The following is a 26437-nucleotide window of genomic DNA, read 5'->3' as shown; positions in this document are numbered from 1 at the left end:
TCGTGCGTCTGCGTGCATAATGAAATAACAATTGTTTGCGTGACCGGAGGAACCATGTCACTACAGAATTTAACGCGCTTTCCCCGTCTGGAATTTATCGGCGCACCCACGCCGCTGGAGTATCTGCCGCGATTTTCTGACTATCTGGGGCGCGATATTTTCATTAAGCGTGACGATGTGACGCCCATGGCGATGGGCGGGAATAAGCTGCGCAAGCTGGAATTTCTCGCCGCCGATGCCCTGCGCGAGGGCGCGGATACGCTGATCACCGCCGGGGCAATTCAGTCTAACCACGTTCGCCAGACGGCGGCAGTGGCGGCGAAGCTGGGCCTTCACTGCGTAGCCCTGCTGGAGAACCCGATTGGCACGCAGGCAGAGAATTACCTGACTAACGGTAACCGCCTGATGCTGGATCTGTTCAACGTCCAAGTTGAAATGGTTGACGCGTTGACCGACCCGGCTGCACAGCTTGATGAACTGGCGACGCGCCTGGAAGCGCAGGGCTTTCGTCCGTACGTCATCCCGGTTGGCGGCTCGAATGCGCTGGGTGCCCTCGGCTATGTTGAGAGCGCGCTGGAAATCGCCCAGCAGTGCGAAGGCGCGGTGAGTTTGTCCTCGGTGGTAGTGGCGTCCGGCAGTGCCGGGACCCATGCCGGTTTAGCGGTCGGGCTTGAGCAACTGATGCCGGACGTAGAGTTGATTGGCGTGACGGTTTCCAGAAGCGTTGCGGATCAAAAGCCGAAAGTCGTCACCCTGCAACAGGCGGTGGCAGAACAGCTTGCGCTTCAGGCGAAGGCGGAAATATTGCTGTGGGATGACTACTTCGCGCCGGGCTATGGTACCCCCAATGATGAAGGGATGGAGGCCGTTAAGCTGCTGGCCCGCCTCGAAGGTATTCTGCTTGACCCTGTCTATACCGGTAAGGCGATGGCGGGCCTTATCGACGGTATCGCCCGCAAGCGCTTTAAGGATGAAGGACCCATTTTGTTTGTTCATACTGGCGGGGCGCCTGCGCTGTTTGCCTATCATCCCCATGTCTAAAAATCAGGTAGAAAAATAATAATGCAAGAAAGTATTCAACTGGTTATTGATTCGCTGCCGTTCTTGCTTAAAGGCGCGGTGTTTACTTTACAGCTCAGTATCGGCGGTATGTTCTTCGGGCTGGTGCTCGGGTTTGTGCTGGCACTGATGCGCATGTCGAACGTCTGGCCGGTGCGGTGGCTGGCGCGGTTTTACATCTCCGTGTTTCGCGGAACGCCGCTTATCGCCCAGCTGTTTATGATTTACTACGGGCTGCCCCAGTTCGGTATCGAGCTGGATCCGATCCCGGCGGCGATGATTGGCCTGTCGCTGAATACGGCGGCGTACACCTCTGAAACGCTGCGTGCGGCGATCTCGTCCATCGATAAAGGACAGTGGGAAGCAGCGGCCAGTATCGGGATGACCCCGTGGCAGACGCTGCGCCGGGCGATCCTGCCCCAGGCGGCGCGCGTGGCGCTACCTCCGCTGAGCAACAGCTTTATCAGCCTGGTGAAAGACACCTCGCTTGCGGCGACCATTCAGGTGCCGGAGCTGTTCCGTCAGGCGCAGCTGATCACCTCGCGCACGCTGGAAGTGTTTACCATGTATCTGGCGGCCTCGCTGATTTACTGGGTAATGGCGACGGTGCTGTCCGCCCTGCAAAACTATTTTGAAAACCAGCTTAACCGCCAGGAGCGAGATCCAAAATGAGTGCAATTGACGTCAAAAACCTGGTGAAAAAATTCCACGGGCAAACGGTGCTGCACGGCATCGACCTTGAGGTTGAGCAGGGCGAAGTGGTAGCAATTATCGGCCCGAGTGGGTCAGGGAAAACCACGCTGTTGCGCAGCATTAATTTGCTTGAGCAGCCCGAAGGTGGGACGATCCGCGTGGGCGATATCACCATTGATACCGGGAAACCCATCAGCCAGCAAAAAGGGCTGATTCGCCGCCTGCGTCAGCATGTTGGCTTCGTATTCCAGAGCTTTAATCTCTTTCCGCACCGTACGGTGCTGGAAAATATTATCGAAGGTCCGGTCATCGTAAAGGGTGAACCAAAGGAAGACGCGACGGCCCGCGCCCGCGAGCTGCTGGCAAAGGTTGGCCTGGCCGGGAAGGAGACGAGCTATCCGCGTCGGTTATCTGGCGGGCAGCAGCAGCGTGTCGCCATTGCGCGCGCGCTGGCGATGCGCCCGGATGTGATCCTGTTCGACGAACCCACATCCGCACTCGATCCTGAGCTGGTCGGGGAAGTGCTTAACACTATCCGACAGTTGGCGCAGGAAAAACGCACGATGGTGATTGTGACGCATGAAATGAGCTTCGCTCGCGACGTTGCCGATCGGGCAATTTTCATGGATCAGGGGCGAATAGTAGAGCAGGGGCCAGCTAAGGCGCTGTTTGCCAATCCTCTGCAGCCTCGAACCCGCCAGTTCCTTGAAAAATTCTTAATGCAGTAGCATTTTCACGCTCAATTTGCTCCAGATGTCACTTCTGGAGCAAATTATCCTCCCATAAATTCAGTTTTGTTGATTTTTTATTCCACCCGATGTGGGTAAGCCATCGCCAAATTAAAGATAATCCGTCTGTGGTCGATATTTTATATAAATGATCCTGCTTTATGTGTTAGGTTATATTCACCATAATAATGATTATCTTTATCAGAGGCTTCATTCGGCAAGTATGAGGGATATAGACTTTTTCACCTGGCGACGGGAATGCGTCCTCCGGTTTCAGGAAATGACCTGTGCTGACGAGGTATATCAGGAACTTCAGCGACAAACGCAGGCGCTTGAATTCGATTATTATGCGCTTTGTGTTCGACACCCTGTGCCATTTACCCGCCCGCGAACATCCGTCCATTCCAGTTATCCGCAACAATGGATGGCGCAATATCAATCCGAGAATTATTTCGCCATTGACCCGGTACTGAAGCCGGAGAATTTCATTCAGGGTCATTTGCCCTGGACGGATGAATTATTCACGGATGCCCAGCAATTATGGGACGGCGCGCGGGACCACGGTTTACGTAAGGGAATAACGCAGTGTCTGATGCTGCCAAATCATGCGCTCGGCTTCCTCTCCGTGTCATGTACTAGCTTACAGGCACACTCGATATCCAGTGAAGAGATTGAGCTGCGTTTACAAATGCTGGTTCAGATGGCGCTCACTACACTGTTGCGCTTTGAACATGAGACGGTGATGCCGCCGGAAATGAAATTCAGCAAGCGTGAACGGGAAATTCTGAAGTGGACCGCAGAAGGGAAGACGTCGGCAGAAATTGCCATCATTCTTTCCATCTCGGAAAATACCGTCAACTTCCATCAGAAGAATATGCAGAAGAAATTCAACGCGCCGAATAAGATCCAGATAGCGTGTTATGCCGCGGCGACTGGGCTTATTTGACTGATATCACGTTCTGCGTGTCAGACGAGGAAAAGGCTGAATGCACTGCATCCAGCCTTTTTTGTTACTGGCGGTAGGCTTGTTTAATTTGCTTAACTGTATTGGCAAAAACAGCGGATTCCGCCTGATCTTCCATCTGCGCGATCTGTTTTTCCATTTTAATGATCACACGCCCAGCATCAGCCTGGCCCATCGCCTGTAGCATAAGCGTCAGCAGCGACTTCAGGCAGTTTACTTCCTGTGCCAGTTCCTGGTTATTCTCGGCAGTGGCAAATTCAGGTGTGCTCATTTATTTTCCTCATTATAAAACAGCGCATGAGCGCGACGATGAAAGTTAAGGCGGCGGAGTATACCACAAGCTGCGGCAAAAAATGCAGTGGTTGTTTTTTATACTTTTACGCGTATTGATTATTGGCCGGTGTGGATTATGAAGGTAATCTGCCCAATATGTTAGCGACAATTAAATGTTTATCGCCGGTACGCCATCCGTTAATTGTTGTTACAAAAAAATGAGAGCATTTTTTAGTTTACGTTAACAAATGTTTTGATGGCTTTTTGAATGCTGGTGCTAAAAAAATAGCGGTAAAGCCCAGTACACATGGGTTTTCTTTCCACTTACTGTACAGCCTAATTTCCAAAAACGAGACCCGAATCGTATAGCCGATTTTTTAGCGTTTTAATCTTGCATGGAAAACCGTTAATATAAACCCAATTAGCAGTCAGTAGCGTTATCCCTATTCTGGAGACATTTCCTTTGATCAACGTCCTTCTTGTTGATGACCACGAACTGGTGCGCGCAGGGATACGACGCATTCTTGAAGATATAAAGGGTATTAAAGTAGCCGGCGAGGCGTGCTGTGGCGAAGATGCCGTCAAATGGTGTCGCGCGAACTCCGCAGACGTGGTGCTGATGGATATGAACATGCCCGGTATTGGCGGGCTTGAAGCCACGCGCAAAATCGCGCGCATGTTCGTTGATACCAAAGTCATCATGCTGACCGTCCATACCGAAAATCCGCTGCCCGCCAGGGTCATGCAGGCGGGGGCTGCGGGGTATCTCAGTAAAGGCGCTGCGCCGCAGGAAGTCGTCAATGCGATCCGCACCGTTCACGCAGGGCAGCGCTATATCGCTTCTGATATTGCTCAACAGATGGCGTTGAGTCAGATTGAACCGGAAAAAACGGAATCTCCGTTTGCCAGTTTGTCTGAGCGCGAATTGCAGATTATGCTGATGATCACTAAAGGTCAGAAGGTGAATGAGATTTCTGAACAACTGAATCTCAGCCCGAAAACGGTCAACAGCTATCGCTATCGGATGTTCAGTAAACTGAACATCCACGGTGATGTCGAACTGACTCACCTGGCCATTCGCCATGGTTTGTGCAATGCGGAGTCGTTAATAAGTCAGTGAGTGAAGCGTTCGATTCAAAAGCATTTCTGAAAACCGTCACCAGCCAGCCAGGCGTCTACCGGATGTATGATGCTGGCGGTACGGTTATCTATGTCGGTAAGGCGAAAGATCTGAAGAAACGCCTTTCAAGTTATTTCCGCAGCAACCTTGCCTCCCGTAAAACCGAAGCGCTGGTCGCACTTATACACAACATTGATGTCACCGTAACGCACACGGAAACGGAAGCGCTGCTCCTTGAGCACAACTACATTAAGTTGTATCAGCCGCGCTACAACGTTCTGCTGCGTGATGACAAGTCCTATCCGTTTATCTTCCTGAGCGGCGACACGCACCCGCGGCTGGCGATGCATCGTGGCGCAAAGCATGCGAAAGGTGAATATTTCGGCCCCTTCCCGAATGGTTATGCCGTGCGGGAAACGCTGGCGCTTTTGCAAAAAATCTTCCCTGTTCGCCAGTGCGAAAACAGCGTTTATCGCAACCGCTCCCGGCCATGCCTGCAATATCAGATTGGCCGCTGCCTGGGACCATGCGTTGAAGGGCTGGTGAGCGAAGAAGAGTACGCGCAGCAGGTGGAATATGTCCGCCTGTTTTTAGCCGGGAAAGACGATCAGGTGCTGACGCAACTGATTACCCGCATGGAAAAAGCCAGCGCGGCGCTGGAATTTGAGGAGGCCGCACGCATCCGCGACCAGATCCAGGCGGTGCGCAGGGTGACCGAGAAGCAGTTTGTTTCCAATACGGGCGACGACCTCGATGTCATCGGTGTTGCCTTTGACGCCGGCCTGGCCTGCGTTCACGTGCTGTTTATTCGTCAGGGCAAAGTGCTCGGCAGCCGCAGTTACTTCCCGAAAGTGCCGGGCGGGACTGAGATGGGTGAAGTGGTGGAGACCTTTGTCGGCCAGTTTTATTTGCAGGGCAGCCAGATGCGTACGCTGCCCTCGGAGATCCTGCTTGACTTCACGCTGGACGATAAAACCCTGCTGGCGGACTCACTTTCAGAGCTGGCAGGTCGCCGGGTGAATGTCCAGACGAAACCGCGCGGCGATCGTGCGCGTTATCTGAAGCTGGCGCGAACCAATGCCGCCACGGCGCTGACCACCAAACTTTCCCAGCAATCGACCGTCAGCCAACGTTTAACCGCGCTTGCTGCGCTGCTCAAGCTGCCGGAAGTGAAACGCATGGAATGCTTCGACATCAGCCATACGATGGGTGAGCAGACCGTGGCGTCGTGTGTGGTCTTTGATGCCAATGGACCACTGCGGGCAGAGTATCGTCGCTATAACATCACCGGCATTACGCCCGGTGACGATTATGCCGCCATGAACCAGGTGCTGCGCCGTCGCTATGGTAAAGCGATTGAAGAGAGCAAAATCCCGGACGTTATCCTTATCGACGGCGGGAAAGGGCAGTTGGGGCAGGCGAAGGCGGTATTCGAATCGCTCGACGTGGAGTGGGATAAGAACCATCCGCTGCTGCTAGGGGTAGCGAAAGGGGCAGATCGTAAGGCTGGCCTGGAAACGCTGTTCTTTGAGCCGGAAGGCGAGGGCTTTAGCCTGCCGCCAGATTCCCCTGCACTGCACGTGATCCAGCACATCCGAGATGAGTCGCACGATCATGCCATTAGCGGACACCGCAAAAAACGGGCGAAAGTGAAAAATACCAGTACCCTTGAGACGATTGAAGGCGTCGGGCCAAAACGTCGCCAGATGCTGTTGAAGTATATGGGCGGATTGCAAGGATTACTCAACGCCAGTATGGAAGAAATTGCAAAAGTGCCGGGTATTTCGCAAGGGCTGGCAGAAAAGATCTACTACTCGTTGAAACATTGAGGGCTCTGTAGCAACATAGAGCTAAATTTTACTGACAACAGACAGTTACCGTCATCATGCGATTTAATATCCCTACGTTGCTTACTCTCTTTCGCGTTGTGCTCATTCCGTTCTTCGTCCTGGCATTTTACCTGCCGGTCGTCTGGGCGCCTTTTGCCTGTGCGCTTATTTTCCTGATTGCCGCCGTGACGGACTGGTTTGACGGTTATCTGGCGCGTCGCTGGAACCAGAGTACCCGCTTTGGCGCGTTCCTCGATCCGGTTGCGGATAAGGTGATGGTGGCAATCGCGATGGTGCTGGTGGCGGAACATTATCATACCTGGTGGGTGACGCTGCCTGCCGCGACCATGATTGGCCGTGAGATTATTATCTCTGCCCTGCGCGAGTGGATGGCGGAGCTGGGTAAACGCAGCAGCGTGGCGGTGTCCTGGATCGGTAAAGTTAAAACCACTGCGCAGATGGCGGCGCTGGTGTGGATGCTGTGGCGTCCGAATGCCTGGGTAGAGTGGGCCGGCATTGGTCTGCTGTGGGTTGCGGCGGTGCTGACATTGTGGTCAATGCTGCAATATTTGAACGCTGCGCGCGGTGATTTGCTTGAACAGTGATCGTTTCGGCTTAATTTTCAGCAAACGATCCTGAGATGCAAAAAATAACGTTGACTCATAACGTCATATCAGTAGAATGCAACGCATCGAACGGCGGCACAGTAAGCCGGACGATAATGAAATCAAGTGCTTAGCAAGTCGTTAAATAGTTACTTGATAACATGCGGGAATAGCTCAGTTGGTAGAGCACGACCTTGCCAAGGTCGGGGTCGCGAGTTCGAGTCTCGTTTCCCGCTCCAGATTAATGCATCGGCAGTTTGCGGGTGCTGGTCGAAAGACAAAAGATTTAAGGCGCGTTAGCAAAGCGGTTATGTAGCGGATTGCAAATCCGTCTAGTCCGGTTCGACTCCGGAACGCGCCTCCACTTTCTTCCCTGGCCGGATGGTGGAATCGGTAGACACAAGGGATTTAAAATCCCTCGGCGTTCGCGCTGTGTGGGTTCAAGTCCCACTCCGGCTACCATGGGAAAAGTATAATAAAATCAATGATAAGCAGTGTCGTGTAAACCACCGAAAGGTGGTTTTTTATTGCCTAATTTTCGCCATTCGCCATTCGCCATTCTTTCGCCATTCGGCTTCACCATAAAAAGAGGGCATTACTGCCCTCCGACTACCGGAACTATAGGAATTTTTCTATCATAACGTGCTGTCTGTGACGCGTTTTTATGACCAGCGTTTCCCTGTTTTTCGTTAAGCGTTCCTTCCAGATCCGATATCCCTTTAGATTTGCTGCTACGAAGTTAGGTTATGGTAATAACCAGGCTGACTTAGTCTATGGCGTCGTTGATCTCTCTTTATCGGCATATGGTGCGGGCAGAAAAATTTTGGGTCCCAGAGAGAGGTCCTGGAGTTCATTCCACGATTATATCAGAGGTTGGCAAGAGGCATCTAAAACCGCAATGGCGCTGGATTTGACCAGTGGAAGTATTACGGGGTGGCAGATGTACCAGATAGCAAAAGAGAATTGATTATGTCTCAAGAGTTAGAATTTTCGCTTCATCCACCTGTTTGGCCTGTCGTGGCCTATTTCATTGTATCTATTGCAATTTTTCTCTTGCTTTATCTCGGCAAACTAAAAGTTAACAGGCTGCATAAATACCCGCTATTTATCGCGTATAAGGTGTTTGTAATCACTATTGCAGCCGTTCAAATAAACATCTTTGCCAATGGCTACGAGTTTGTCAGCAGCTTTTTGCATATAGATTTTGACCCCTATCGCTATGACTCGGTATATTGGGGCTCATTGTTTTTCTCCATAATTTACTTGCTGGCATTGCCCCGGAACAAGTTTTAGCATAATGAAATTTTCATTTAAGGGACGCTATGTCTTTACCGCCATTGTATGCACTGCGTGCGTTTGAAGTTGCTGCGCGGTTGAACTCCTTCAGAAAAGCCGCTGAAACGCTCAATATTACGCCGGGCGCGGTCAGCAGACATGTCCGTACCCTTGAACTGTGGTTCGACTGCGAGCTTTTCAAAAGGCAAGGTCCTCGCGTGGAGGTCACTGAAGCCGGGCGAGTGCTTGCCGGACAGCTGAACGAAAGCTTCACGAGCATTGAATGGGCCTGCCGGGCATTTCGCAGTGAAAACCATCTGCTGCGGTTAAAAACACCCAGCACCCTGACCATGAGATGGCTTCTCGACGTGCTGCGATCTTTTCGCAACAACCATGCAAAACCGCAGGTGGAGATTGCCAGCGTCTGGATGGACATTGACACCGTTGATTTCAATCTTGAGCCATACGACTGCGCCATCCTTCTCGGTAATGGCCGTTTTGGTGAGACAACGGAAAGCCAGCTGCTTTTTCATGAATGGCTTATCCCGGTTTGCACCCCATCGCTTATCGAACCGGCCCGGCAGCAGCTTTCACAATGCGATTTGATCCATCCTTCACCGGACAGACGTGACTGGCGGCGCTGGCTGCGAAGAACAGGATTGTTTCCGGGGCTCGATATGAGCAGCGGCATGGTGTTTGATACCCTTGAACAGGGAAGTATCGCCGCGATGAACGGGCACGGCATCGCTATCGCCGACCTGCATCTCACGCTTGATGCCCTGAAAAGCGGCCTGCTGGGCCTGCCGTTCAGGGAAGCTATCGCGACGGGAGATGGTTACTACCTCGTCTGGCCAAAAAATTCGCTCAAAAGAGAGAGCATCCAGCACCTTCTGGGCTGGCTGCAAAACCATACCCCGGTCGTTCCGGCTCTGGATATCGATTACCTGGAATACGATGAAAGCCGGGTTTATTAAAACCGTTATGAGTAAGAGATGTTTGCCATCTTTTTATAGCGTTCTGGCAAAGCGCTGTTCAGGCTGAGTACCTTATCCAGAATATAAAATGCTGGCGTGTTTTTCTGCTGCTCAGCGTCAATAATTGCACCGCGTAATATCGTGGCGGCAGACGAAATCCTGTGAAAATATTCTTCAGTCTCAGGCGTCTGTAATTCACCCGACGTGGCGTAGCGCACGTGCGGCCAGCCGGAGAAGTCGAGCATCGGAAGGGGCTTTCCTGCTTCAGGATGACAGGCTGAAATCAGCGCAGCCGCTTGCTTAGGGTCGCGATGGGCAACGGACAGCATGTATACGCGCTGCGAAAACGGTGAAAGAGCCTCAGAGTGATGTTTCTTAGCCATAAGCATGGCCATAAAATCCTGTAAATCATCGGCTGAATCGGTGTCAGGTGGTAATACAGTTTTCAATAACTGATATAACGCATCAAGTGTCATATTTGCCCCGGATCCTCTTATCATTATTATTCAGTTTGCGGCTGAACGTTTTATCGACCCGCGCAAAGGCGGGTCGTAAAGATGATATTTGAATGCGGTCGCATCAGAAAAACGATTAATAATGGCAATCACTGTGAGTTTTTCTCACTATAGCCTCCAGGCTTCACACGCCGCCCAGGTACGCCTTCCTCACCTCTGGATCCTTCAGCAACGCCTCGCCGCTGCCGCTTAACCGAATCTGGCCGTTAACCATCACATAGCCGCGGTCGGACAACTTCAGCGCGTGGTGGGCATTCTGCTCGACCAGAAAAATCGTCATTCCGTTACGGGCCAGTTCGCGCAGCGTCTGGAAGATCTGTTTAACCACGATGGGTGCGAGGCCGAGGCTGGGTTCATCCAGCAGCAGAAGTTTAGGACGGCTCATCAGCGCCCGGGCAATAGCCAGCATCTGCTGTTCACCGCCGGAGAGCGTCATCGCCCGCTGGTTACGCCGCTCCTTGAGGCGAGGGAAGAGGTCGAACATGCTTTGCATATCTTCAGCTGCATGCTGATTGCCGACGGGGATTGTCCCCATCAGCAGGTTCTCTTCTACAGACATATCCGGGAAAATGCGTCGTCCCTCAGGTGCCTGCGCGATGCCGCCGGTGGCAACATAGTGGGTGGATTTGTGGCTGATATCCTCGCCGCAGAAGAGGATCTGCCCGTTGCGGATCCGGGGCTGACCAAAGACTGACATCAGTAATGTTGACTTCCCCGCGCCGTTAGCGCCAATCAGGGCCACGGTTTCCCCTTTGTTTACCTCAAGTGAAACCTGCTTCAACGCCTGGATCACCCCGTAAAAAACGTCCACATTATGAAATTGAAGCATCGGTGCGCTCACAGATTTACCTCGCTTTCGTCGGTGCCCAGATACGCGGCAATCACTTTTTCATTGTGCTGGATCTCAGCCGGTTTACCTCTGGCAATCACATCGCCGTGATCGAGCACAATGATGTCATCTGAAATGCCCATCACCATCCCCATATCATGCTCGATCAGCAAAACCGTGATGTCGTGGTGGTCGCGCAGGAACCGGATGATCTCGCTCAGCTTGTGCGTCTCCACCGGGTTCAGGCCGGCAGCAGGTTCATCGAGACAAATCATCTCCGGGTCGGTGCACATGGCGCGGGCGATTTCGAGGCGTCGTTGCTGGCCATAGGACATTTCCCCGGCCAGACGGTTCGCGCAATCTACCAGATCCACCACCTCCAGCCAGTAAAACGCCCGGTCCAGCGCCTCGTTCTCTGCCCGACGATACGCAGGGGTGTTCAGCACCCCCGCCAGCAGATTGCGGTTGACGCGCATGTGCTGTGCCACCAGCAGGTTTTCCACAACGGACATCTCGCGGAACAGGCGGATGTTCTGAAACGTGCGCGCAAGACCCGCGCGGTTCACCAGATGCGTGCCGCCAAACATCTTATAGAACAGGCGTTGACCAAGCTGCGCCGGGCTGAGCCAGTCGCCCGGCTGGAGTTTCTGGCCGAGCACCTGAATGACATTGGTGGTTTTATTTCGTGCATTGAACAGAATGTTGCCGCCGGAGGCCCGGTAGAAACCGGTCAGGCAGTTAAAGACGGTTGTTTTTCCCGCGCCGTTAGGCCCAATGAGTGCAGTAATAGAGCCGCGCTGCACCTCAAGATTGACGTCGTTTAAGGCCTTGATCCCGCCGAAGTGCATCATCAGATGTTCTACACGCAAAATCGTTGCGTTCATGGCGCCACTCCTTTACGCACGGCAAATCCGCTGCGGTTGATGCGGATCAGACCGCGAGGACGCCAGATCATCATCACCACCATCAGCATGCCAAACAGCAGCACGCGGTATTCCGCAAAGCTGCGCAGCAGTTCCGGCGTGACGGTCAGCACAAAGGCGGCCAGTACGACGCCGACGGTGGAGCCCATCCCGCCCAGGACCACAATCGCGAGGATGAGAGCCGATTCAAAAAAGGTGAAAGAGGTGGGGTTAACAAACCCCTGCCAGGTGGCAAAAAACACCCCGGCGATACCTGCCGTCGATGCGCCCAGGGTGAAGGCCGAGAGTTTGACCAGAACGTGGTTGAGCCCCATGGAACGGCAGGCAATCTCATCCTCACGGAGCGCTTCCCACGCCCGTCCAATGGGCATTCGGGTCAGCCGGTGTTTAATGTACAGCACCAGCATGACTACCAGGAAAAGCACCGCATAGATGAAGATAAACTTCATGTTGGGGTTATAGTTCAGGCCGAAGAACTCGTGGAAAGGGACGCCGCCTTCTTTGGCGCGTCGGCCAAACTCCAGGCCAAAAAAGGTCGGGGCAGGGGCTGAAACGCCGTTAGGCCCGCCGGTGAAGGTAAGCCAGTTGTTCAGCACCAGACGGATGATCTCGCCAAACCCGAGCGTGACGATGGCGAGATAATCCCCGTGCATGCGTAACACCGGAAAGCCGAGCAGGGCGCCCGCGCCCGCAGCCATTAGCGCCGCCAGCGGCAGCATGCTCCAGAACCCAAGCCCCAGATACTGATACCCGAGCGCCAGCCCGTAAGCGCCGATGGCATAGAAGGCGACATAACCCAGATCCAGCAGCCCTGCCAGGCCAACGACAATGTTCAGCCCAAGACCGAGCAGGACGTAGATCAGTCCGAGTATAGCGACCGTCAGAACGTATTTTGTGGCCACAAACGGGAAGCAGATCGCCAGCGTGACAATCAGCGGAATGATCCAGCGCATGCGGCTTTTATACGCCGGTGGCCGGACATACACCCCCGCATTGTCGGATTCAAACCGCGCCTGTAAACGTCTTCCGGCCGCCGTAGCTGAAAAGGCGCTCAGCAAAAAGCGTCCCAGCATCACCGTGCCTACAATCCACGCCAGCCGCTGGCCGTCAAAGGTAAAGCTGTAACCATCCAGTATGACGCCCGCAATCGGGCCGAAAATAATCAGGGCGATCATTCCGGAAAAAATCGCGTCCAGAATGCAGCGCTTCAGGGAAAAGCCGTCAGAGGTCATCGCGTTGTTCCTTACACTTTAGCCACGACAGGGCGGCCCAGCAGCCCCTGAGGACGGAAGATCAGGATTAATACCAGCAATCCAAACGAGAACACGTCTTTATAATCCGAGTTCACCATCCCGGAGAATTGCGCTTCTGCGACGCCCAGAATCAGCCCGCCAAGCATCGCACCGGGCAGAGAGCCGATGCCGCCCAGCACCGCTGCCGTAAAGGCCTTGATGCCGATAACGAACCCGACGTAAAAATCAAAGGTGCCGTAATTCATGGTGATCAGCACGCCCGCCAGCCCGGCCATGGCTGCGCCGATAACAAACACCAGCGAAATAATTCTGTCGGTGTTGATACCCAAAATGGAGGCCATCTTACGATCCTGCTGCACCGCACGGCACATGCGCCCTAAGCGGGTACGGTTGATAATCCAGGTCAGCACCAGCATGCCCGCGAACGAGGCGATGAGAATAAAGACTTTGGTATAGGTTATCTGGACAAACCCTTCGCCGAGGTGAAAACGCAGCACACCATCCAGCATGGTCGGTACGCCCTGCTGCCGTGGGCCCTGGCTGAGCTGGACGTAGTTTTGCAGTATCAACGACATCCCGATGGCCGAAATCAGCGGCGCCAGACGCGTCGAATTGCGTAGCGGCTTATAGGCGATGCGCTCAATCGTCCAGCCATAAACGCCGGTGACCACGATGGTGAAAACAAGGGTTCCCAGGATCAGCAGCGGAAAGGAGTGGAGTCCAAAAAACGCCAGCAGGGCCAGGCCAATGGCCGAGAGATAGGCGGAGATCATATACACTTCGCCGTGGGCGAAATTGATCATACCGATGATGCCGTACACCATGGTGTAGCCGATGGCGATAAGACCGTAGACCGAACCCAGCGTTAAGCCATTAATTAATTGTTGCAGGAAGAATGTACTCATGGTCGCGCACCTGAATAAAGGGTTACGCCGACAGTCAGACCTGCCGACGTTGAGCAGATTCCGTCCCGTTATGGCACTTCTTTATATTTGCCTTTGTCGTCCCACTGGTAGACCACGTAGTCAGACACTTTGAGGTCACCTTTGCTGTCCCAGGCTTTTTTACCCATCACCGTGTCGACAGGGTTGGCCTTCAGCCACTCGCTGGCTTTTACGGAATCCGTCCCTTTCGTGGCCTTGAATGCCGCTGCGATAGCCTGCACAGACGCGTAGGCGTAGAGGGTGTATCCTTCTGGTTCAAATTTACCGGCGCGGAATTTCTCGATGACGGCTTTTCCGTCCGGGATCAGGCGCGGGTCTTTACCGAAGGTCATGTAAATACCGTTGGTGTACTTCGCCCCACCGGCGGCGGTGACCATCTCTTCATTGACGATACAGTCTCCCGAGAAGAACTTCGCCTGCACGCCCTGTTCACGCATCTGGCGAACCAGCGGGCCCGCTTCCGGGTGACAGCCCCCGAAGAACACCACGTCTGGTTTTTGTGCGCCAATTTTGGTCACCAGCGCGTTAAAGTCTTTCTCCCCGCGGGACAACCCTTCGTACATCACTTCCTTAACGCCGCGTTTCGCCAGCGCCGCTTTAGTGGCGTCCGCCAGCCCCTGACCGTAGGTGTCTTTATCGTGGATGATGACGACCCGTTTGGCTTTAAGCTTATCAAGAATAAAATCGCTGGCGACCTGGCCCTGCTGGTCGTCACGTCCGCACATGCGGAACATATCGCTCATGCCCCGCTCGGTAATAAGCGGGTTCGTTGAGCCGGGGGTGATGGAGAGGATCCCGGCATCGCTATAGACCTCGGAGGCGGGCATGGTCGACGAGGAGCAGAAGTGGCCGACGACCGCTTTCACTTTATCCTGATCGACTAAGCGGTTGGCGACGGCAACGGCCTGTTTGGGTTCGCAGGCGTCATCGCCCTGAACCAGTTTGATTTTCTCACCGTTGATCCCGCCAGCGGCGTTAATGTCTTCCGCCGCCTGCGTAGCGCCATGCCAGTATTGATCGCCATAGGTTGCGTTCGGGCCTGTGAACGGCCCGGCCACGCCGATCACGATATCGGCCTGTGCAGAAAAGGCCGTCACCAGACAACCGGCCAGCAACAGGGAGAGGGGAGTTTTGGTAAATTTCAGCGACATTATTATGTTCCTTAGCAAAGAGGTTTTTGCACCAGGTAGAAACCCGAACGCCTGATGGCATCGTAAATCCAAAAACAAGAGCGAGAACAAAATGCACTTTAGAAGCAATCTCGTGCTTAATACGGCGAGGATCCCACGCACCGCGAAGCGCGCAGAACATTAAGCAAAAAGGTTGCCAGAATGGTTAATCCCTTGACCGGGTCACAACACGTTGAGTATAGAGCGCCGTTTTATGCGCCTTTGCGGGATGAGATGAATTTACAGCGGAGATCACATCTCCTTAACAACAAAGCCCATAAGTTGTGCAACGGTCACGATTTGCACGTTTTTGCAGCAATAAAGACCTAAACTTCAGATAGGCATGCGCGGCGATATATGTCAGGATCGTTTTTTTTATCAGGAGTATCAGCAATGGCTGAAGGCCCATTAACTGAAAGCGAGATGGCGTGGCTGGAAGAGACATTAATCTCTTACGGACACGACGATGCATCCGTGATTGACGTGTCCGAACTGGACGGCATGCTTACCGCAGTACTTTCCGGTCCCGTTGTGGTGGAGCCCGACACCTGGCTGGTGGCGGTATGGGGTGGCGAGAAGTATATTCCGCGCTGGAAAAACGATCGTGAGATGAACCGTTTTATCGATCTCTGCTTTAAGCACATGAACGATATTGCCGAGCGCCTGAGCGAATACCCGGATCAGTTTGAACCGCTGTTTGGCTATAACGACGTTGACGGTCAGAGCTATACCGTAGTGGAAGAGTGGTGCTATGGCTACATGCGCGGCGTGGCGCTGACGGACTGGTCATCCCTGCCGGAAGCGCTGGAAGCGGATCTGGCGGTGATTGCCCTGCACGGAACGGAAGAGCACAGCGAGAAGCTGGAAGCGCTGACCGAAGAGGAGTATATGGCCAGCATCGAGAGCATTCAGCCTGCGGCGCTGCGTTTGTACAACTACTGGGTGGCTAATCCGCAGCAGCCGGAAGCGAAAAAGCCGATCGTGAACGGGTCGAAGGTGGGACGTAACGATCCGTGTCCGTGCGGGAGCGGGAAGAAGTTTAAGAGTTGCTGTCTGCACTGAAAAAAGGGGCTATTCATAGCCCCTTTTTTTATCCCACTTCCGGCAGCATCCCCGCTGCAATCAAAATCTGCACCAGAATAATCACCACCCCACAACCAAACACCACGCACAGCAGCGGCTTACCACCCGCCACGCGGTATCCTTGCTGCGGATGTTGCTGGCGGCTCTTCCACGCCAGCAGGGAAGGCAGCAGCAGGGCCAGTACCGATAACGCCACGCCAGCATACCCTAGCGCCATCACAAACCCGCGCGGATAAAAGAGCGCGAAGGCCAGCGGCGGCAGGAAGGTCATCGCCCCCGTCTGTAAGCGTCCGGCAACGGTATTGCGACGCTGGAACAGATCCGCCATATAGTCAAACAGGCCAAGCGCCACGCCGAGGAAGGAGGTTGCCAGCGCCAGGTCTGCAAACAGATGTACCGCCAGCTCCACGTGTGAAGAGGCCACCACGTTACGCAGGGCAACCAGGAATCCATTCAGACCAGAATGCTCTGCCATCAGGCCGATAAAGGTGGTGGAATCAATACTGCCCAGCGTCACCAGCTGCCAGAACAGGTAAGCAATCAACGGAATGGCGCTGCCGATCACAAAGACGCGGCGCAGCTTGCGAATATCCCCGTTCATATAGCTCACGATGCTCGGCACGCTGCCATGAAAACCGAAAGAGGTGAAAATCACCGGGATGGCCGAAAGCGCCAGACCTTTCTCAAGCGGGAGGGAGAGCAGGTTAACCTTGTGCACATGCGGTGCCAGCAGCACCAGCATCACAACAAGGAAGAGAATTTTGGCGCTGAACAAAAAACGGTTAAACAGATCGACCAGCGACGTGCCCGCACAAACCACACCGCCACCGATCAGCGTAAAGACAATGGCGCCTGTTTCCGGTGAAAGCGACGCACCGAAGCCGTCATTGATACTTGACGCAATTAGCTCCCCGGCGCCGCTGATGTAGGCGGCGGTCAGCGCGTACATCAGGAACATCATGCTGAAACCGGTGATCCACTGCCCGTAGCGTCCAAGATAGCGTGCAGCCAGGGAGCCTAAGCCGGTATCGGCAGGGACATGTTGATAAACCTCCAGCAATAATAGCGCGGTGTAACACATCAGGGCCCAAAGACCGCCCAGCAGCACTACGGTAACCCCAAACCCGACGCCGGCGGCAGCCAACGGCATGGCCAACATTCCTGCGCCAATTGTCGTTCCGGCGACGATAAAAATACTTCCCAGAGTTCTGTTCTTCACGCTTTCCTCTACAACGCTTCCATACCGCGACTCATTCTGCGGCGCAGAGTAAGGGAAAAGCACCATCTCGTCAAATCACCGTTACATAGGGTGTAATGATTAATTTACAAAAAGAAAGGGGGAACCTGCGCCAGCGCAAAGCGTGCCGTGGAGGGAGCATTTAGTCTGCTTTTTATTTGCGAGAGGTAATGATGTCAATTCACGGACACGACGTGCTGAATATGATGATTGAGTCAGGTGAGCGTTATACGAAGGAGAGTCTGGTTGAGGCGATACATGCCCGCTTTGGCGAAGCGGCGCGTTTCCATACCTGTTCAGCTTCGGAAATGACAGCCGCGGAGCTGGTGGCGTTTCTGGCGGCGCGCGGAAAATTCATTCCGGCAGCAGACGGATTTTCCACGCACGAAAGTAAAATTTGCCGTCATTGAATAAAGCGGTGCTGAAAACTCAGCACCGCTTTTCTATTAATTCTGCGTGTCGAGCGTCGACAGCTCTTTATCAATGAAGTACAGACCTTCCCCGGATTTACCTGCCAGAGATAATTTATCCAGCACGGATTTAAACAGCTTCTCTTCTTCGTGCTGTTCAGCCACATACCACTGAAGTAAATTAAAGGTTGGATAATCCTGACTGGTCATGGCGGCATGAGCCAGTTCATTTATTTTCTGGGTGATCAGCTGTTCGTGCTCATAGGTGGCACGGAACAGTTCATCAAGAGAGCCGTACTCGGCGAAAGGCGATACCACGTTATCAATGCGCGGCAGGCTGCCGGTGTCCGTCAGGTAATCAAACAGACGCTGCATGTGCGTCATCTCTTCCTGGGCATGACGACGCAGGAAGGCGGCAGCCCCTTCAAAGCTGTGATAGCTGCACCAGGCGCTCATCTGCTGATAAAGCAGGGAAGAAAATAGCTCAAGATTCATTTGCGCATTGAGCTTGTCGATCATTTCAGTTTTCAACATGGTGCAGCTCCGGTTTATTAATTCTGGTTCACGATGAGCGACACTATAATTTGTTATTTAATTATTTGCAAAAAGTAAAATAAATATTTATTTATTAAAAATACGAATGGGAATAAAACGCATTGCCGCCATTTGTATTTATTAATGAGAATTGTTTTTGTTCTTATTAAATAAACTGCCAGCGTGACTGGCAGTCGCGGTTAATACCACGGATTCTGGCTGGAAGAGGTAACGGCATATCCCTGACATTTATACTGAATGGTCACACTTTCGTTCAGACAGAGTGAACCGCTGATCAGGGTGCAGGTTTTAATCGGCTGCCCGTAGGCTGACGCGGAGGCGTAGCCCATACGTTGGCAGGCCTTTGTTGCCGTACCGTTATTAACATAGTCATCAGACCAGGCGTTTTGCAGCATGGTCTGGCCATAGTCGAGGCGCACAATTCCGTTTGGGGCATCCGTACTACTGACTTCTGCCTGACGGTTGATGCTGCACCCGGCGAGCAACAGGATCGTTCCGGCTATGATTACACGTTTCATGTTTCACTCTGCGTGACGGGAAATACGCCATTGTAACCAACGCGACGGGACGCAATGGCCGGAATAGCCGGAGGATCTGCCCTTTCACTCTACAACGAGCCGGGCCACCGAGCGAAATTGTGAGCGCATCTTTGTTTTTTAAAACAAGTTTTCACTTAATTTGAAAGTGCGTTTGTTTGATAGTAAGGTTAAGTTGAAAAGGTATCCACAGCGGGATCGCCCGCCATGCATTCAGGAGAGACAAGATGAAAATTGCACTGATGATGGAAAACAGCCAGGCCGCTAAGAATCCCATCATCCTTAATGAGCTGAAAGCCGTTGCTGATGAGAAAGGTTTCCCGGTCTATAACGTCGGTATGAGTGATGAGAACGATCATCATCTCACTTATATTCACCTGGGCATCATGGCGAGCATTTTGCTTAACGCAAAAGCCGTTGATTTTGTTGTCACCGGCTGCGGTACCGGGCAGGGCGCGTTGATGTCCCTGAACATCCATCCGGGTGTGATTTGCGGTTACTGCATCGATCCTGCGGATGCTTTCCTGTTCGCGCAAATCAACAACGGTAACGCGCTTTCTCTGCCGTTTGCGAAGGGCTTCGGCTGGGGGGCAGAACTGAACGTACGCTTTATCTTTGAGAAAGCGTTTACCGGACGCAATGGCGAAGGCTATCCACCAGAGCGTAAGGAGCCGCAGGTGCGTAACGCCGGTATTCTGAACCAGGTGAAAGCGGCGGTGGTAAAAGAAAACTATCTGGATACCCTGCGTGCAATCGATCCTGAGCTGGTTGAAACCGCCGTCTCAGGCCAGCGCTTCCAGCAGTGCTTCTTCGAGAACTGCCAGGACAAAGAAATCGAAGCCTTCGTGCGCGGTATTGTTGGCTGATTTCCTTTGCCGGGCGGTGCGTTGCCCGCCCGGCACAGAGCCTTACTTTTTCGATGATACCGCGCTGCCTGCATTTTTGGTCAGACGCAGCGTGTCAACCATTCCCACCAGGCAGATCAGCGCGATCGCCACAAATGCCAGCCGGAAGCTCATTCCCGGCATGCCGGCAATCCCCATCGTCTCACTGACTTTTTCCCCGATACGAATACCAATGGCCCCGAGCGTGATCCCAAGTCCCACGGCAAGCTGCGTTGCGGTTGAAAACAGCGTATTGGCATAGCTCATCTGCGCCGAGGGTACATCCGCAAAGGCCAGCGTACTGATGGCTGTAAACTGGATCGAACGAAAAACGCCACCCAGATAGAGGATCAGCATGACGAGCCACACAGGAGTCTGCGGCGTAAGAAAGGCGCAGGCCAGCAGCGCCAGGACATTCAGTGAACCGTTAATCAGCAACAGCCGCTTAAACCCCAGGCTGCGGATCAGGGGCGTCGTTGCCGGTTTAATGGTGAGATTGCCTACGAAAACGGCCAGCACCAGCAGGCCAGAATGGAACGCGTCCATGCCAAAGCCGACCTGGAACATCAGCGGTAACAGGAACGGAACCGCGCTGATGGAGGCGCGAAACAGCGATCCGCCGTACAGGGTGACGCGAAACGTCGGCACTTGCATCGCATCGAGCCTGATCATCGGCCAGGTTGCCCGCTTAAAGTGGCGAAGCGCCAGGCTCAACGCGACGACACCGACGATAAACAGCGTGGCGGTTAATTCTGTCCGCAGAGGCTCTGCGCCCATCAACTCCATCGCATAAACCAGGCTCACCATGGCAAGGGTGGTGACCACAAAACCCGGCAAGTCAAACGGTCGGCGCGTATCTTCATGCAGGTCCGGAATGATTCGCAGTGCCAGCAAAATGGCGATTATCCCCAGCGGCACATTAATAAAGAAGATCCAGCGCCAGTCGGCATAGCTTGTAATGAACCCGCCCAGCGGCGGGCCGATGATCGGCGCGACCAGCGCAGGCCACGTCAGGGTGGCGATTGCCGTGATGAGCTGATGCTTTGGCGTTGTACGTAACACGGCCAGGCGACCCACGGGCACCATCAGCGCGCCACCCATGCCCTGGAAGACGCGCATTGCGACAAACTCCTCGAGCGTGGTGGACAGGCCGCAAAATACCGAGGCCAGCGTGAAGATCGCCAGCGCGAGGGCAAATACTTTTCGCGCGCCGAAGCGGTCGGCGATCCAGCCGCTGGCGGGGATCAGCACGGCAAGGGTGATCAGGTAGGCGCTGATGCCGATATTCAGATCCACGGCCTGTACGCCGAAGCTTTTTGCCATATCCGGCAATGCGGTGGCGACCACCGTCCCGTCCAGAAACTCCATAAAGAAAGCACCGGCCACCAGCAGTGCCGCTGGCGATAATCCACGGCTCTCTTTGCCGGATACGTTTTCACTCATTCTCTTCCTGCCCGCTCAAAAAATTTTATAAAAATTTACTGGAATTTATAAGTCTGTAACGTGCGGATTTATCGTGCCTTTTTTTAACAAACTGGCAGCACTGAGGGTTTATTAACCGTGATGCAGGTCACAAAATGGTTGATTTTTGTGATGGTGGTCATATTATAAGCGTATTGATAATAACACCTGCATAACACGTTACTGGAGCAACATAATGAAACTGCGCAAAATCCTGAAAAGCATGTGGGCTAACTACTGCACAACGTTTAAAGACGTCCCACCGGGTGCGATGTTCTGATAAAAAAACCTGCTTCGGCAGGTTTTTTTATGTCTGCGGACGACGAGAGGGAGATGGAAGGGCGTCTGTTTTGCTACTATGGCGGCCTTTGAATAAGGAGAACCCCATGTCACAAAACCTGAGCGCCGATCAGGAACTGGTATCTGACGTCGTCGCCTGCCAGCTGGTTATCAAACAAATCCTTGATGTGATTGACGTTATCGCGCCGGTTGAGGTACGCGAAAAGATGTCGACCCAGCTAAAAAACATCGATTTCACCAATCATCCTGCTGCGGCGGACCCGGTTACGCTCCGCGCGATCCAGAAAGCGATCGCGCTGATTGAACTGCGCTTCACGCCGCAGGGTGAGTCACACTAAAATAAACCGATGTTTTAAAATTAGAAACCGTTTTCTGATTTTACGTCGAAGGGCGACAGAGTCTGTCGCCCGCAGAAGGTTCAAAAGAACGTCTGCACCAGCAGATAGCTCACCACGCAGGCACAGCTGACGCCAATCAGACCCGGCAGAATAAAGCTGTGGTTGATGATGAATTTACCGATGCGGGTGGTGCCGGAGCGATCGAATCCAATACAGGCCAGATCGCTCGGATAGGTGGGCAGCACAAAGTAGCCGTAGGAGGCCGGGAAGAAGGCCACCAGCATTTTCGGATCGATGCCTAACATCAACCCCATCGGGGCGACCGCGGTCAAGGCCGCGGCCTGGCTGTTGACCAGTTTCGACACCAGAAACAACACGATGGCATACGTCCAGGGATGACTCTTCACTACCCCCTCCAGTGCCATTTTCAGTTCGTCGAGATGCGCCTGGAAAAAGGTATCGCTCATCCATGCCACGCCAAACACCGAGAAGATGGCGACCATCCCCGCCTTAAATACCGCTCCGTTTGAAATGGCCGACGCATTAACCTTACAGGTCATCAGCATGATGGCCCCGGCAATAAGCATCATCATTTGAATGACAAGGTTCATCGACAGGGCCGTCATTTTGCCTTTGATCTCAAACGCCGGACGCAACTCGGGCAACGCACCCAGCAGGACCACAACCGCAATCCCGGCGAAGAAGATCCACGTTGACCAGTAGGCCTGTTTAGGGAAACGCTGATCCATCAACGTCTCCGTTCCCCCATAGATAAACTCCCGCTGTTTCGGATCTTTCAGCTTTTCCTGAAATTCAGGATCGTCTGCGAGGTTTTTGCCCCGGCGCAGGCTCCACAGTGCCGCAATGGCGACGCCAGACAGTGAGGCCGGTACGGAAACGGCGAGGATTTCGAGGATCCCCCACGCGTGGCCGATACCGTGCTGCGCACCCAGAATTGAGACCAGCGAAACGACGGCCACGGAAACGGGGGAGGCGGTGATCGCCATCTGTGAGGCCACCGAGGCCACCGCCATCGGCCGTTCCGGGCGAATGCCTTTTTTCAGGGCGATATCCGCGATAATGGGAAACATAGTGTAGACGACGTGGCCGGTCCCGCAGAGAAAGGTCAACATCCAGGTGGTAAACGGCGCGAGAAGGGTGATGTGCTGGGGATGTTTTCGCAGCAGGCGCTCTGCGAATTGCATCATCACGTTCAGGCCACCGGCGGTCTGTAGTGTTGCCGCGCAGCCGATGACGGCGAGGATCGTGAGCATCACGTCAACCGGCGGTTTACCGGGTTGCAGACCAAAGACAAAACTCAAAATAAACAGGCCGATGCCGCTTATCAGCCCCAGGCCCATCCCGCCGAAGCGGGTACCTACCAGCAGGCAGAGGATAATGACAATAAACTCAATGGTGATCATGATGCTCCCTCGTTAATGAATGTAATTAAACAAATCATTACACGTTGTGTGGTTATTCATTGGGAGCAAGATCTGATTTGTTAAATGTCAGCAAAAGCAGGGAGTTGGCACCCACTCCCTGACGGAAGCGGGTGAAGGGACTTAGTGGTGTTGCACGGTAGCTATGTCGAGAAGATGGCGGTCCGTCTGCTCCAGACAGATCCCCGCGCGTTTCGCGTTGCGGATTTCGTCTGCGAGCGTTTTCAGCAGCATGCCATCCTGCTGCTGTTCTCTGTCCATATCACGTAAAAACTTGAGGGTAATGATGTCCTGTTGCGCTTTGGCTTCATCGGCCAGCTTGTTCAGCTTCGTACAGCGTTGCTCATACTCTTCAAGCGTTTTCTGGAACAGTTCCTCCAGAGAGGAGTAATTATCTTCAATCGTTTCAAGCTCTTTGACTGTGGGATTGGCGCCGATGGCTTTCAAAAAGTTAAAGACACGCATCATGTGCGTGACGTTACTTTGCGCCTGAGTACGAAAGAAAGTGGCAGTGCCGTTGAGGCTTTTTCTGGAACACCAGGCGCTCAAATGCAGATGCAGATTTGAAGCATAAAACTCCAGGTTCATCTGGGCATTCAGTTTTTGCATCATCGTTTGGGTAGTCATACTCATATCCTTATTGACTGTGGGACTTGATGTCCGCTACGAAACCTGACCCGGCAGGTACTGACGATTGAATAACAGAAAAAGATTTCTGCAAGGTAAACAAACTCGAAAATTCACGTCCTGTGTTCGATTTAAATAAGCATACGCTTCTCTTGGAATTAAGAAAACTCTTAGTTGGGCTGTGTTTACCATACATTACAAATTTAAATATAGCGCAGAACAGAAAACAGGTGACGAGATATAATATTTTTTATCTATATGATTTCAATGATATTAAAATCAGTGCTTCCCATTTTTATCGTTTCAGGAAACCTTCTGTGGCGGGAAATTCTGTGAAAGTGTTAAATCAGAAATAATAACTGCAAATATATCCTGCTGTAGCAAATTTGAGCTAAATCAATTTTCACATAATATACCGTTCTGTGATCGCGTCGTAAGATTGTTATCTAACAAATCTGGAAAATGAAACGATGTTTTATATCTTTTCACTTGTAGGGGTTTATGATGACAAAAGTTGCGGTGCTGCTGGCACCTGGTTTTGAAGAAGCAGAAGCGATTATCACAGTGGATATCCTGCGTCGCTTGCAGATCGAGGTGGAAATGCTGGCCTGCGCGGAGTCCCGTGCGGTAGTGAGTTACCACAATATCCCCATGGTGGCTGACAGTACCTTAACGGAACGTATTAATACGCTGTATGACGCGGTCGTGTTACCCGGTGGGCCGCAGGGGAGTATCAATCTGGCGGCTAACCAGGAGGTGATACGCTTTGTTTCCGCGCATGACGAGCACGGCAAACTCATCTGCCCGATCTGCTCTGCGGCTGCGCGGGTGCTGGGCGCAAACGGGCTACTGAAGGGGCGGCGCTACGTCTGTTCCGGCGATCTTTGGCAGACCGTTGATGATGGAGTATATGTGGATGCGCCGGTCGTGGAGGATAACAACCTCATCAGCGGCAAGGGGCTGGGGCACGCTTTTGACTTTGCGCTGACGCTCTCTGCGCGTCTGCTGGGCGACGACGCCCCCGTGCGCGATCATGCTGAACACATCTATTACCGCTGGTAAATTTTCTGCCGGACGCTAAGGCGTCCGGGTTACAGGGATTTCTTAGCTGACCTTATGGATAATCCTGCTTAACTCCTTTCCATTTGTAGGACAATTACGTCCTTTTTTATGTCATTTTTCGCTGAATTTATGTACGCAATTACTGTAATTCTGCGGTGTGATGTCGCTCTCTTATGGATGATTAATTTCCCGCTAAAACTATCACCAGCAATAACGCTTATGAAGAGGTAAGCGCTAATGCCTTGTTTTAAGTCCGATTAAATAAGTTGTTCGCCATTATTCCCTACAGATAAGAATGCTAAAGCTGGAGTTTACCATGCACAAATTTACTAAAGCGCTGGCGGCCATCGGCCTGGCTGCCGTTATGTCACAATCCGCTATCGCTGAAAATTTAAAGCTCGGTTTTCTGGTTAAACAGCCGGAAGAACCGTGGTTCCAGACCGAATGGAAATTTGCTGATAAAGCCGGAAAAGATTTGGGATTTGAGGTAATTAAAATCGCCGTACCTGACGGCGAGAAAACGCTTAACGCCATTGATAGCCTGGCGGCGAGCGGCGCGAAAGGTTTCGTTATCTGTACGCCGGATCCAAAGCTGGGTTCAGCGATTGCCGCGAAAGCGCGCGGTTATGACATGAAAGTGATTGCGGTGGACGATCAGTTCGTGAATGCCAAAGGCAAACCGATGGATACCGTTCCGCTGGTGATGATGGCGGCCACCAAAATCGGCGAGCGTCAGGGCCAGGAGCTATATAAAGAGATGCAAAAACGCGGCTGGGATGTAAAAGAGACCGCCGTGATGGCGATTACCGCTGACGAGCTGGATACCGCCCGTCGTCGTACCACGGGCTCCATGGACGCGCTAAAAGCGGCTGGCTTCCCGGAAAAACAAATCTACAAAGTCCCGACCAAATCCAACGATATCCCGGGCGCCTTTGATGCGGCGAACTCCATGCTCGTTCAGCATCCGGAGGTGAAACACTGGCTGGTGGTGGGGATGAACGATAACACCGTGCTGGGCGGCGTGCGTGCAACGGAAGGCCAGGGTTTTAAAGCACCGGACATTATTGGGATCGGCATCAACGGCGTGGACGCCGTGAGCGAACTGTCTAAAGCGCAGGCGACCGGCTTCTACGGCTCTCTGCTGCCAAGCCCGGATGTCCACGGCTATAAATCCAGCGAAATGCTTTACAACTGGGTGACCAAGGGGGTTGAGCCGCCGAAATTCACCGAAGTAACCGATGTGGTGCTGATCACCCGCGATAATTTCAAAGAGGAGCTGGCGAAAAAAGGACTGGGCGGTAAGTAATACGCTGTGATTGCGCCCCTCACACGCCGTGAGGGGCCTGACG

Annotated in this window: 30 protein-coding genes, 3 tRNA genes and 1 pseudogene; 20 read left to right on the top strand and 14 right to left on the bottom strand. The window is 53.1% G+C overall.

The features are described from left to right. Positions 1-54: 54 nt before the first annotated feature. From dcyD to sdiA, 4 genes are all read left to right on the top strand, one after another. A complete protein-coding gene (gene dcyD, locus L2Y28_RS13430) occupies positions 55-1041 on the top strand; it encodes a D-cysteine desulfhydrase (RefSeq protein ID WP_022648541.1) in 987 nt (328 codons plus the stop codon). Positions 1042-1062: 21 nt separating this feature from the next. Continuing rightward, on the top strand, positions 1063-1731 hold the full coding sequence (gene tcyL / locus L2Y28_RS13425; RefSeq protein WP_022648540.1) for a cystine ABC transporter permease: 669 nt from the start codon (positions 1063-1065) through the stop codon (positions 1729-1731). Further along, on the top strand, positions 1728-2480 hold the full coding sequence (tcyN, locus tag L2Y28_RS13420) for an L-cystine ABC transporter ATP-binding protein TcyN (protein WP_022648539.1): 753 nt from the start codon (positions 1728-1730) through the stop codon (positions 2478-2480). The genes tcyL and tcyN overlap by 4 nt, the downstream gene beginning before the upstream one ends. Before the next feature lie 223 nt (positions 2481-2703). Next, entirely contained in the window at positions 2704-3426 is a 723-nt protein-coding gene (sdiA, locus tag L2Y28_RS13415; protein WP_032622448.1) for a transcriptional regulator SdiA, read from the top strand. Between the two features lie 64 nt (positions 3427-3490). On the opposite strand, the gene L2Y28_RS13410 is transcribed toward sdiA, so the two are convergent. Next, entirely contained in the window at positions 3491-3715 is a 225-nt protein-coding gene (locus L2Y28_RS13410; protein WP_003859644.1) for a DUF2594 family protein, read from the bottom strand. 465 nt (positions 3716-4180) lie between these two features. On the opposite strand from L2Y28_RS13410, the gene uvrY reads away from it, so the two are divergent. The 6 genes from uvrY (at position 4181) to L2Y28_RS13380 (ending at position 7733) form a co-directional block, all read left to right on the top strand. Beyond that, a complete protein-coding gene (uvrY, locus tag L2Y28_RS13405) occupies positions 4181-4837 on the top strand; it encodes a UvrY/SirA/GacA family response regulator transcription factor (protein ID WP_017384478.1) in 657 nt (218 codons plus the stop codon). Beyond that, positions 4834-6666: an excinuclease ABC subunit UvrC gene (uvrC, locus tag L2Y28_RS13400; protein ID WP_022648536.1), complete on the top strand. Its 1833-nt coding sequence runs from the start codon at positions 4834-4836 to the stop codon at positions 6664-6666. The genes uvrY and uvrC overlap by 4 nt, the downstream gene beginning before the upstream one ends. Positions 6667-6722: 56 nt before the next feature. Beyond that, the gene (pgsA, locus tag L2Y28_RS13395; RefSeq protein ID WP_003859652.1) at positions 6723-7271 is read left to right on the top strand and encodes a CDP-diacylglycerol--glycerol-3-phosphate 3-phosphatidyltransferase; all 549 of its coding nucleotides are present in this window, start codon (positions 6723-6725) and stop codon (positions 7269-7271) included. A 163-nt stretch (positions 7272-7434) separates the two neighbouring features. Continuing rightward, positions 7435-7510, top strand: a tRNA-Gly gene (locus L2Y28_RS13390). A 51-nt stretch (positions 7511-7561) separates the two neighbouring features. Then, a tRNA-Cys gene (locus L2Y28_RS13385) sits at positions 7562-7635 on the top strand. Positions 7636-7646: 11 nt separating this feature from the next. After that, positions 7647-7733: transfer RNA gene (locus L2Y28_RS13380), tRNA-Leu, on the top strand. Between the two features lie 133 nt (positions 7734-7866). On the opposite strand, the pseudogene L2Y28_RS25515 reads toward L2Y28_RS13380, so the two are convergent. After that, positions 7867-7998, bottom strand: a pseudogene (locus tag L2Y28_RS25515) (integrase); the annotation flags it as partial. On the opposite strand from L2Y28_RS25515, the gene L2Y28_RS13375 reads away from it, so the two are divergent. The 3 genes from L2Y28_RS13375 to L2Y28_RS13365 are packed head-to-tail and all read left to right on the top strand — an operon-like array spanning position 7936 to position 9520. Beyond that, entirely contained in the window at positions 7936-8238 is a 303-nt protein-coding gene (locus tag L2Y28_RS13375; RefSeq protein ID WP_226860866.1) for a DUF4225 domain-containing protein, read from the top strand. The pseudogene L2Y28_RS25515 and the gene L2Y28_RS13375 overlap by 63 nt on opposite strands. After that, positions 8205-8564, top strand: a complete 360-nt coding sequence (locus L2Y28_RS13370) for a hypothetical protein (RefSeq protein WP_227746612.1) — start codon at positions 8205-8207, stop codon at positions 8562-8564. The genes L2Y28_RS13375 and L2Y28_RS13370 overlap by 34 nt, the downstream gene beginning before the upstream one ends. A 29-nt stretch (positions 8565-8593) precedes the next feature. Next, entirely contained in the window at positions 8594-9520 is a 927-nt protein-coding gene (locus tag L2Y28_RS13365; RefSeq protein ID WP_022648534.1) for a LysR substrate-binding domain-containing protein, read from the top strand. A gap of 5 nt (positions 9521-9525) precedes the next feature. Here the strand turns inward: L2Y28_RS13365 and L2Y28_RS13360 are convergent, their stop codons facing one another. The 6 genes from L2Y28_RS13360 to L2Y28_RS13335 all read right to left on the bottom strand — a co-directional run bounded on the left by L2Y28_RS13360 (position 9526) and on the right by L2Y28_RS13335 (position 15135). After that, the gene (locus L2Y28_RS13360) at positions 9526-9996 is read right to left on the bottom strand and encodes a hypothetical protein (protein ID WP_022648533.1); all 471 of its coding nucleotides are present in this window, start codon (positions 9994-9996) and stop codon (positions 9526-9528) included. A gap of 163 nt (positions 9997-10159) precedes the next feature. After that, positions 10160-10876 carry an ABC transporter ATP-binding protein gene (locus L2Y28_RS13355; protein WP_032622411.1) on the bottom strand — a complete coding sequence of 239 codons (717 nt, stop codon included), beginning with the start codon at positions 10874-10876 and terminating at the stop codon, positions 10160-10162. Then, complete coding sequence (locus L2Y28_RS13350; RefSeq protein ID WP_022648531.1) at positions 10873-11748, bottom strand: ABC transporter ATP-binding protein; 876 nt, start codon at positions 11746-11748, stop codon at positions 10873-10875. Before L2Y28_RS13350 ends, L2Y28_RS13355 begins: the two co-directional genes overlap by 4 nt. After that, positions 11745-13019: a high-affinity branched-chain amino acid ABC transporter permease LivM gene (gene livM, locus L2Y28_RS13345; protein WP_022648530.1), complete on the bottom strand. Its 1275-nt coding sequence runs from the start codon at positions 13017-13019 to the stop codon at positions 11745-11747. Before livM ends, L2Y28_RS13350 begins: the two co-directional genes overlap by 4 nt. A gap of 11 nt (positions 13020-13030) precedes the next feature. Beyond that, positions 13031-13945 carry a branched-chain amino acid ABC transporter permease gene (locus tag L2Y28_RS13340; protein ID WP_003859667.1) on the bottom strand — a complete coding sequence of 305 codons (915 nt, stop codon included), beginning with the start codon at positions 13943-13945 and terminating at the stop codon, positions 13031-13033. Between the two features lie 68 nt (positions 13946-14013). Next, positions 14014-15135 (bottom strand): branched-chain amino acid ABC transporter substrate-binding protein, encoded by a 1122-nt coding sequence (locus L2Y28_RS13335; protein ID WP_022648529.1) that lies wholly within the window; start codon positions 15133-15135, stop codon positions 14014-14016. Between the two features lie 411 nt (positions 15136-15546). On the opposite strand from L2Y28_RS13335, the gene L2Y28_RS13330 reads away from it, so the two are divergent. Then, positions 15547-16215, top strand: a complete 669-nt coding sequence (locus L2Y28_RS13330; protein WP_022648528.1) for a YecA family protein — start codon at positions 15547-15549, stop codon at positions 16213-16215. A 28-nt stretch (positions 16216-16243) separates the two neighbouring features. On the opposite strand, the gene tyrP is transcribed toward L2Y28_RS13330, so the two are convergent. Continuing rightward, positions 16244-17455 (bottom strand): tyrosine transporter TyrP, encoded by a 1212-nt coding sequence (tyrP, locus tag L2Y28_RS13325; protein ID WP_032622450.1) that lies wholly within the window; start codon positions 17453-17455, stop codon positions 16244-16246. Between the two features lie 188 nt (positions 17456-17643). Between tyrP and L2Y28_RS13320 the strand changes: the two genes are divergently transcribed. Further along, positions 17644-17883: a YecH family metal-binding protein gene (locus tag L2Y28_RS13320; RefSeq protein ID WP_032622412.1), complete on the top strand. Its 240-nt coding sequence runs from the start codon at positions 17644-17646 to the stop codon at positions 17881-17883. Between the two features lie 36 nt (positions 17884-17919). On the opposite strand, the gene ftnA is transcribed toward L2Y28_RS13320, so the two are convergent. Together ftnA and yecR are read right to left on the bottom strand one after the other, a co-directional pair. Beyond that, entirely contained in the window at positions 17920-18417 is a 498-nt protein-coding gene (gene ftnA / locus L2Y28_RS13315; RefSeq protein ID WP_023330160.1) for a non-heme ferritin, read from the bottom strand. Positions 18418-18617: 200 nt separating this feature from the next. After that, positions 18618-18956 (bottom strand): YecR family lipoprotein, encoded by a 339-nt coding sequence (gene yecR, locus L2Y28_RS13310; protein ID WP_022648524.1) that lies wholly within the window; start codon positions 18954-18956, stop codon positions 18618-18620. A gap of 245 nt (positions 18957-19201) precedes the next feature. Here yecR and L2Y28_RS13305 point away from each other — a divergent pair, with 245 nt between their 5' ends. Next, positions 19202-19840 (top strand): RpiB/LacA/LacB family sugar-phosphate isomerase, encoded by a 639-nt coding sequence (locus tag L2Y28_RS13305; RefSeq protein WP_022648523.1) that lies wholly within the window; start codon positions 19202-19204, stop codon positions 19838-19840. 42 nt (positions 19841-19882) lie between these two features. On the opposite strand, the gene L2Y28_RS13300 is transcribed toward L2Y28_RS13305, so the two are convergent. Next, positions 19883-21301, bottom strand: a complete 1419-nt coding sequence (locus L2Y28_RS13300) for an MFS transporter (protein WP_023330159.1) — start codon at positions 21299-21301, stop codon at positions 19883-19885. A 214-nt stretch (positions 21302-21515) separates the two neighbouring features. Between L2Y28_RS13300 and azuC the strand changes: the two genes are divergently transcribed. Both azuC and L2Y28_RS13290 read left to right on the top strand, forming a co-directional pair. Continuing rightward, positions 21516-21599 carry a stress response protein AzuC gene (gene azuC, locus L2Y28_RS13295; protein ID WP_003859682.1) on the top strand — a complete coding sequence of 28 codons (84 nt, stop codon included), beginning with the start codon at positions 21516-21518 and terminating at the stop codon, positions 21597-21599. Between the two features lie 106 nt (positions 21600-21705). After that, entirely contained in the window at positions 21706-21957 is a 252-nt protein-coding gene (locus L2Y28_RS13290; RefSeq protein ID WP_003859683.1) for a DUF2766 family protein, read from the top strand. An 80-nt stretch (positions 21958-22037) separates the two neighbouring features. On the opposite strand, the gene L2Y28_RS13285 is transcribed toward L2Y28_RS13290, so the two are convergent. Both L2Y28_RS13285 and L2Y28_RS13280 read right to left on the bottom strand, forming a co-directional pair. Then, positions 22038-23381: an anaerobic C4-dicarboxylate transporter gene (locus tag L2Y28_RS13285; protein WP_022648521.1), complete on the bottom strand. Its 1344-nt coding sequence runs from the start codon at positions 23379-23381 to the stop codon at positions 22038-22040. 141 nt (positions 23382-23522) lie between these two features. Next, positions 23523-24026 (bottom strand): non-heme ferritin-like protein, encoded by a 504-nt coding sequence (locus L2Y28_RS13280; RefSeq protein WP_022648520.1) that lies wholly within the window; start codon positions 24024-24026, stop codon positions 23523-23525. 504 nt (positions 24027-24530) lie between these two features. On the opposite strand from L2Y28_RS13280, the gene L2Y28_RS13275 reads away from it, so the two are divergent. Next, entirely contained in the window at positions 24531-25088 is a 558-nt protein-coding gene (locus L2Y28_RS13275) for a DJ-1 family glyoxalase III (RefSeq protein ID WP_032622413.1), read from the top strand. 316 nt (positions 25089-25404) lie between these two features. Then, positions 25405-26394 (top strand): arabinose ABC transporter substrate-binding protein AraF, encoded by a 990-nt coding sequence (gene araF / locus L2Y28_RS13270; RefSeq protein ID WP_023300466.1) that lies wholly within the window; start codon positions 25405-25407, stop codon positions 26392-26394. Positions 26395-26437 lie beyond the last annotated feature (43 nt).

It is taken from the genome of Enterobacter sp. JH25 (assembly GCF_021725435.1).
Classification (GTDB): Bacteria; Pseudomonadota; Gammaproteobacteria; order Enterobacterales; family Enterobacteriaceae; genus Enterobacter; species Enterobacter intestinihominis.
The sequence above is the reverse complement of the archived record's forward strand: the minus strand, read 5'-3'. Positions and strand labels throughout refer to the sequence as shown.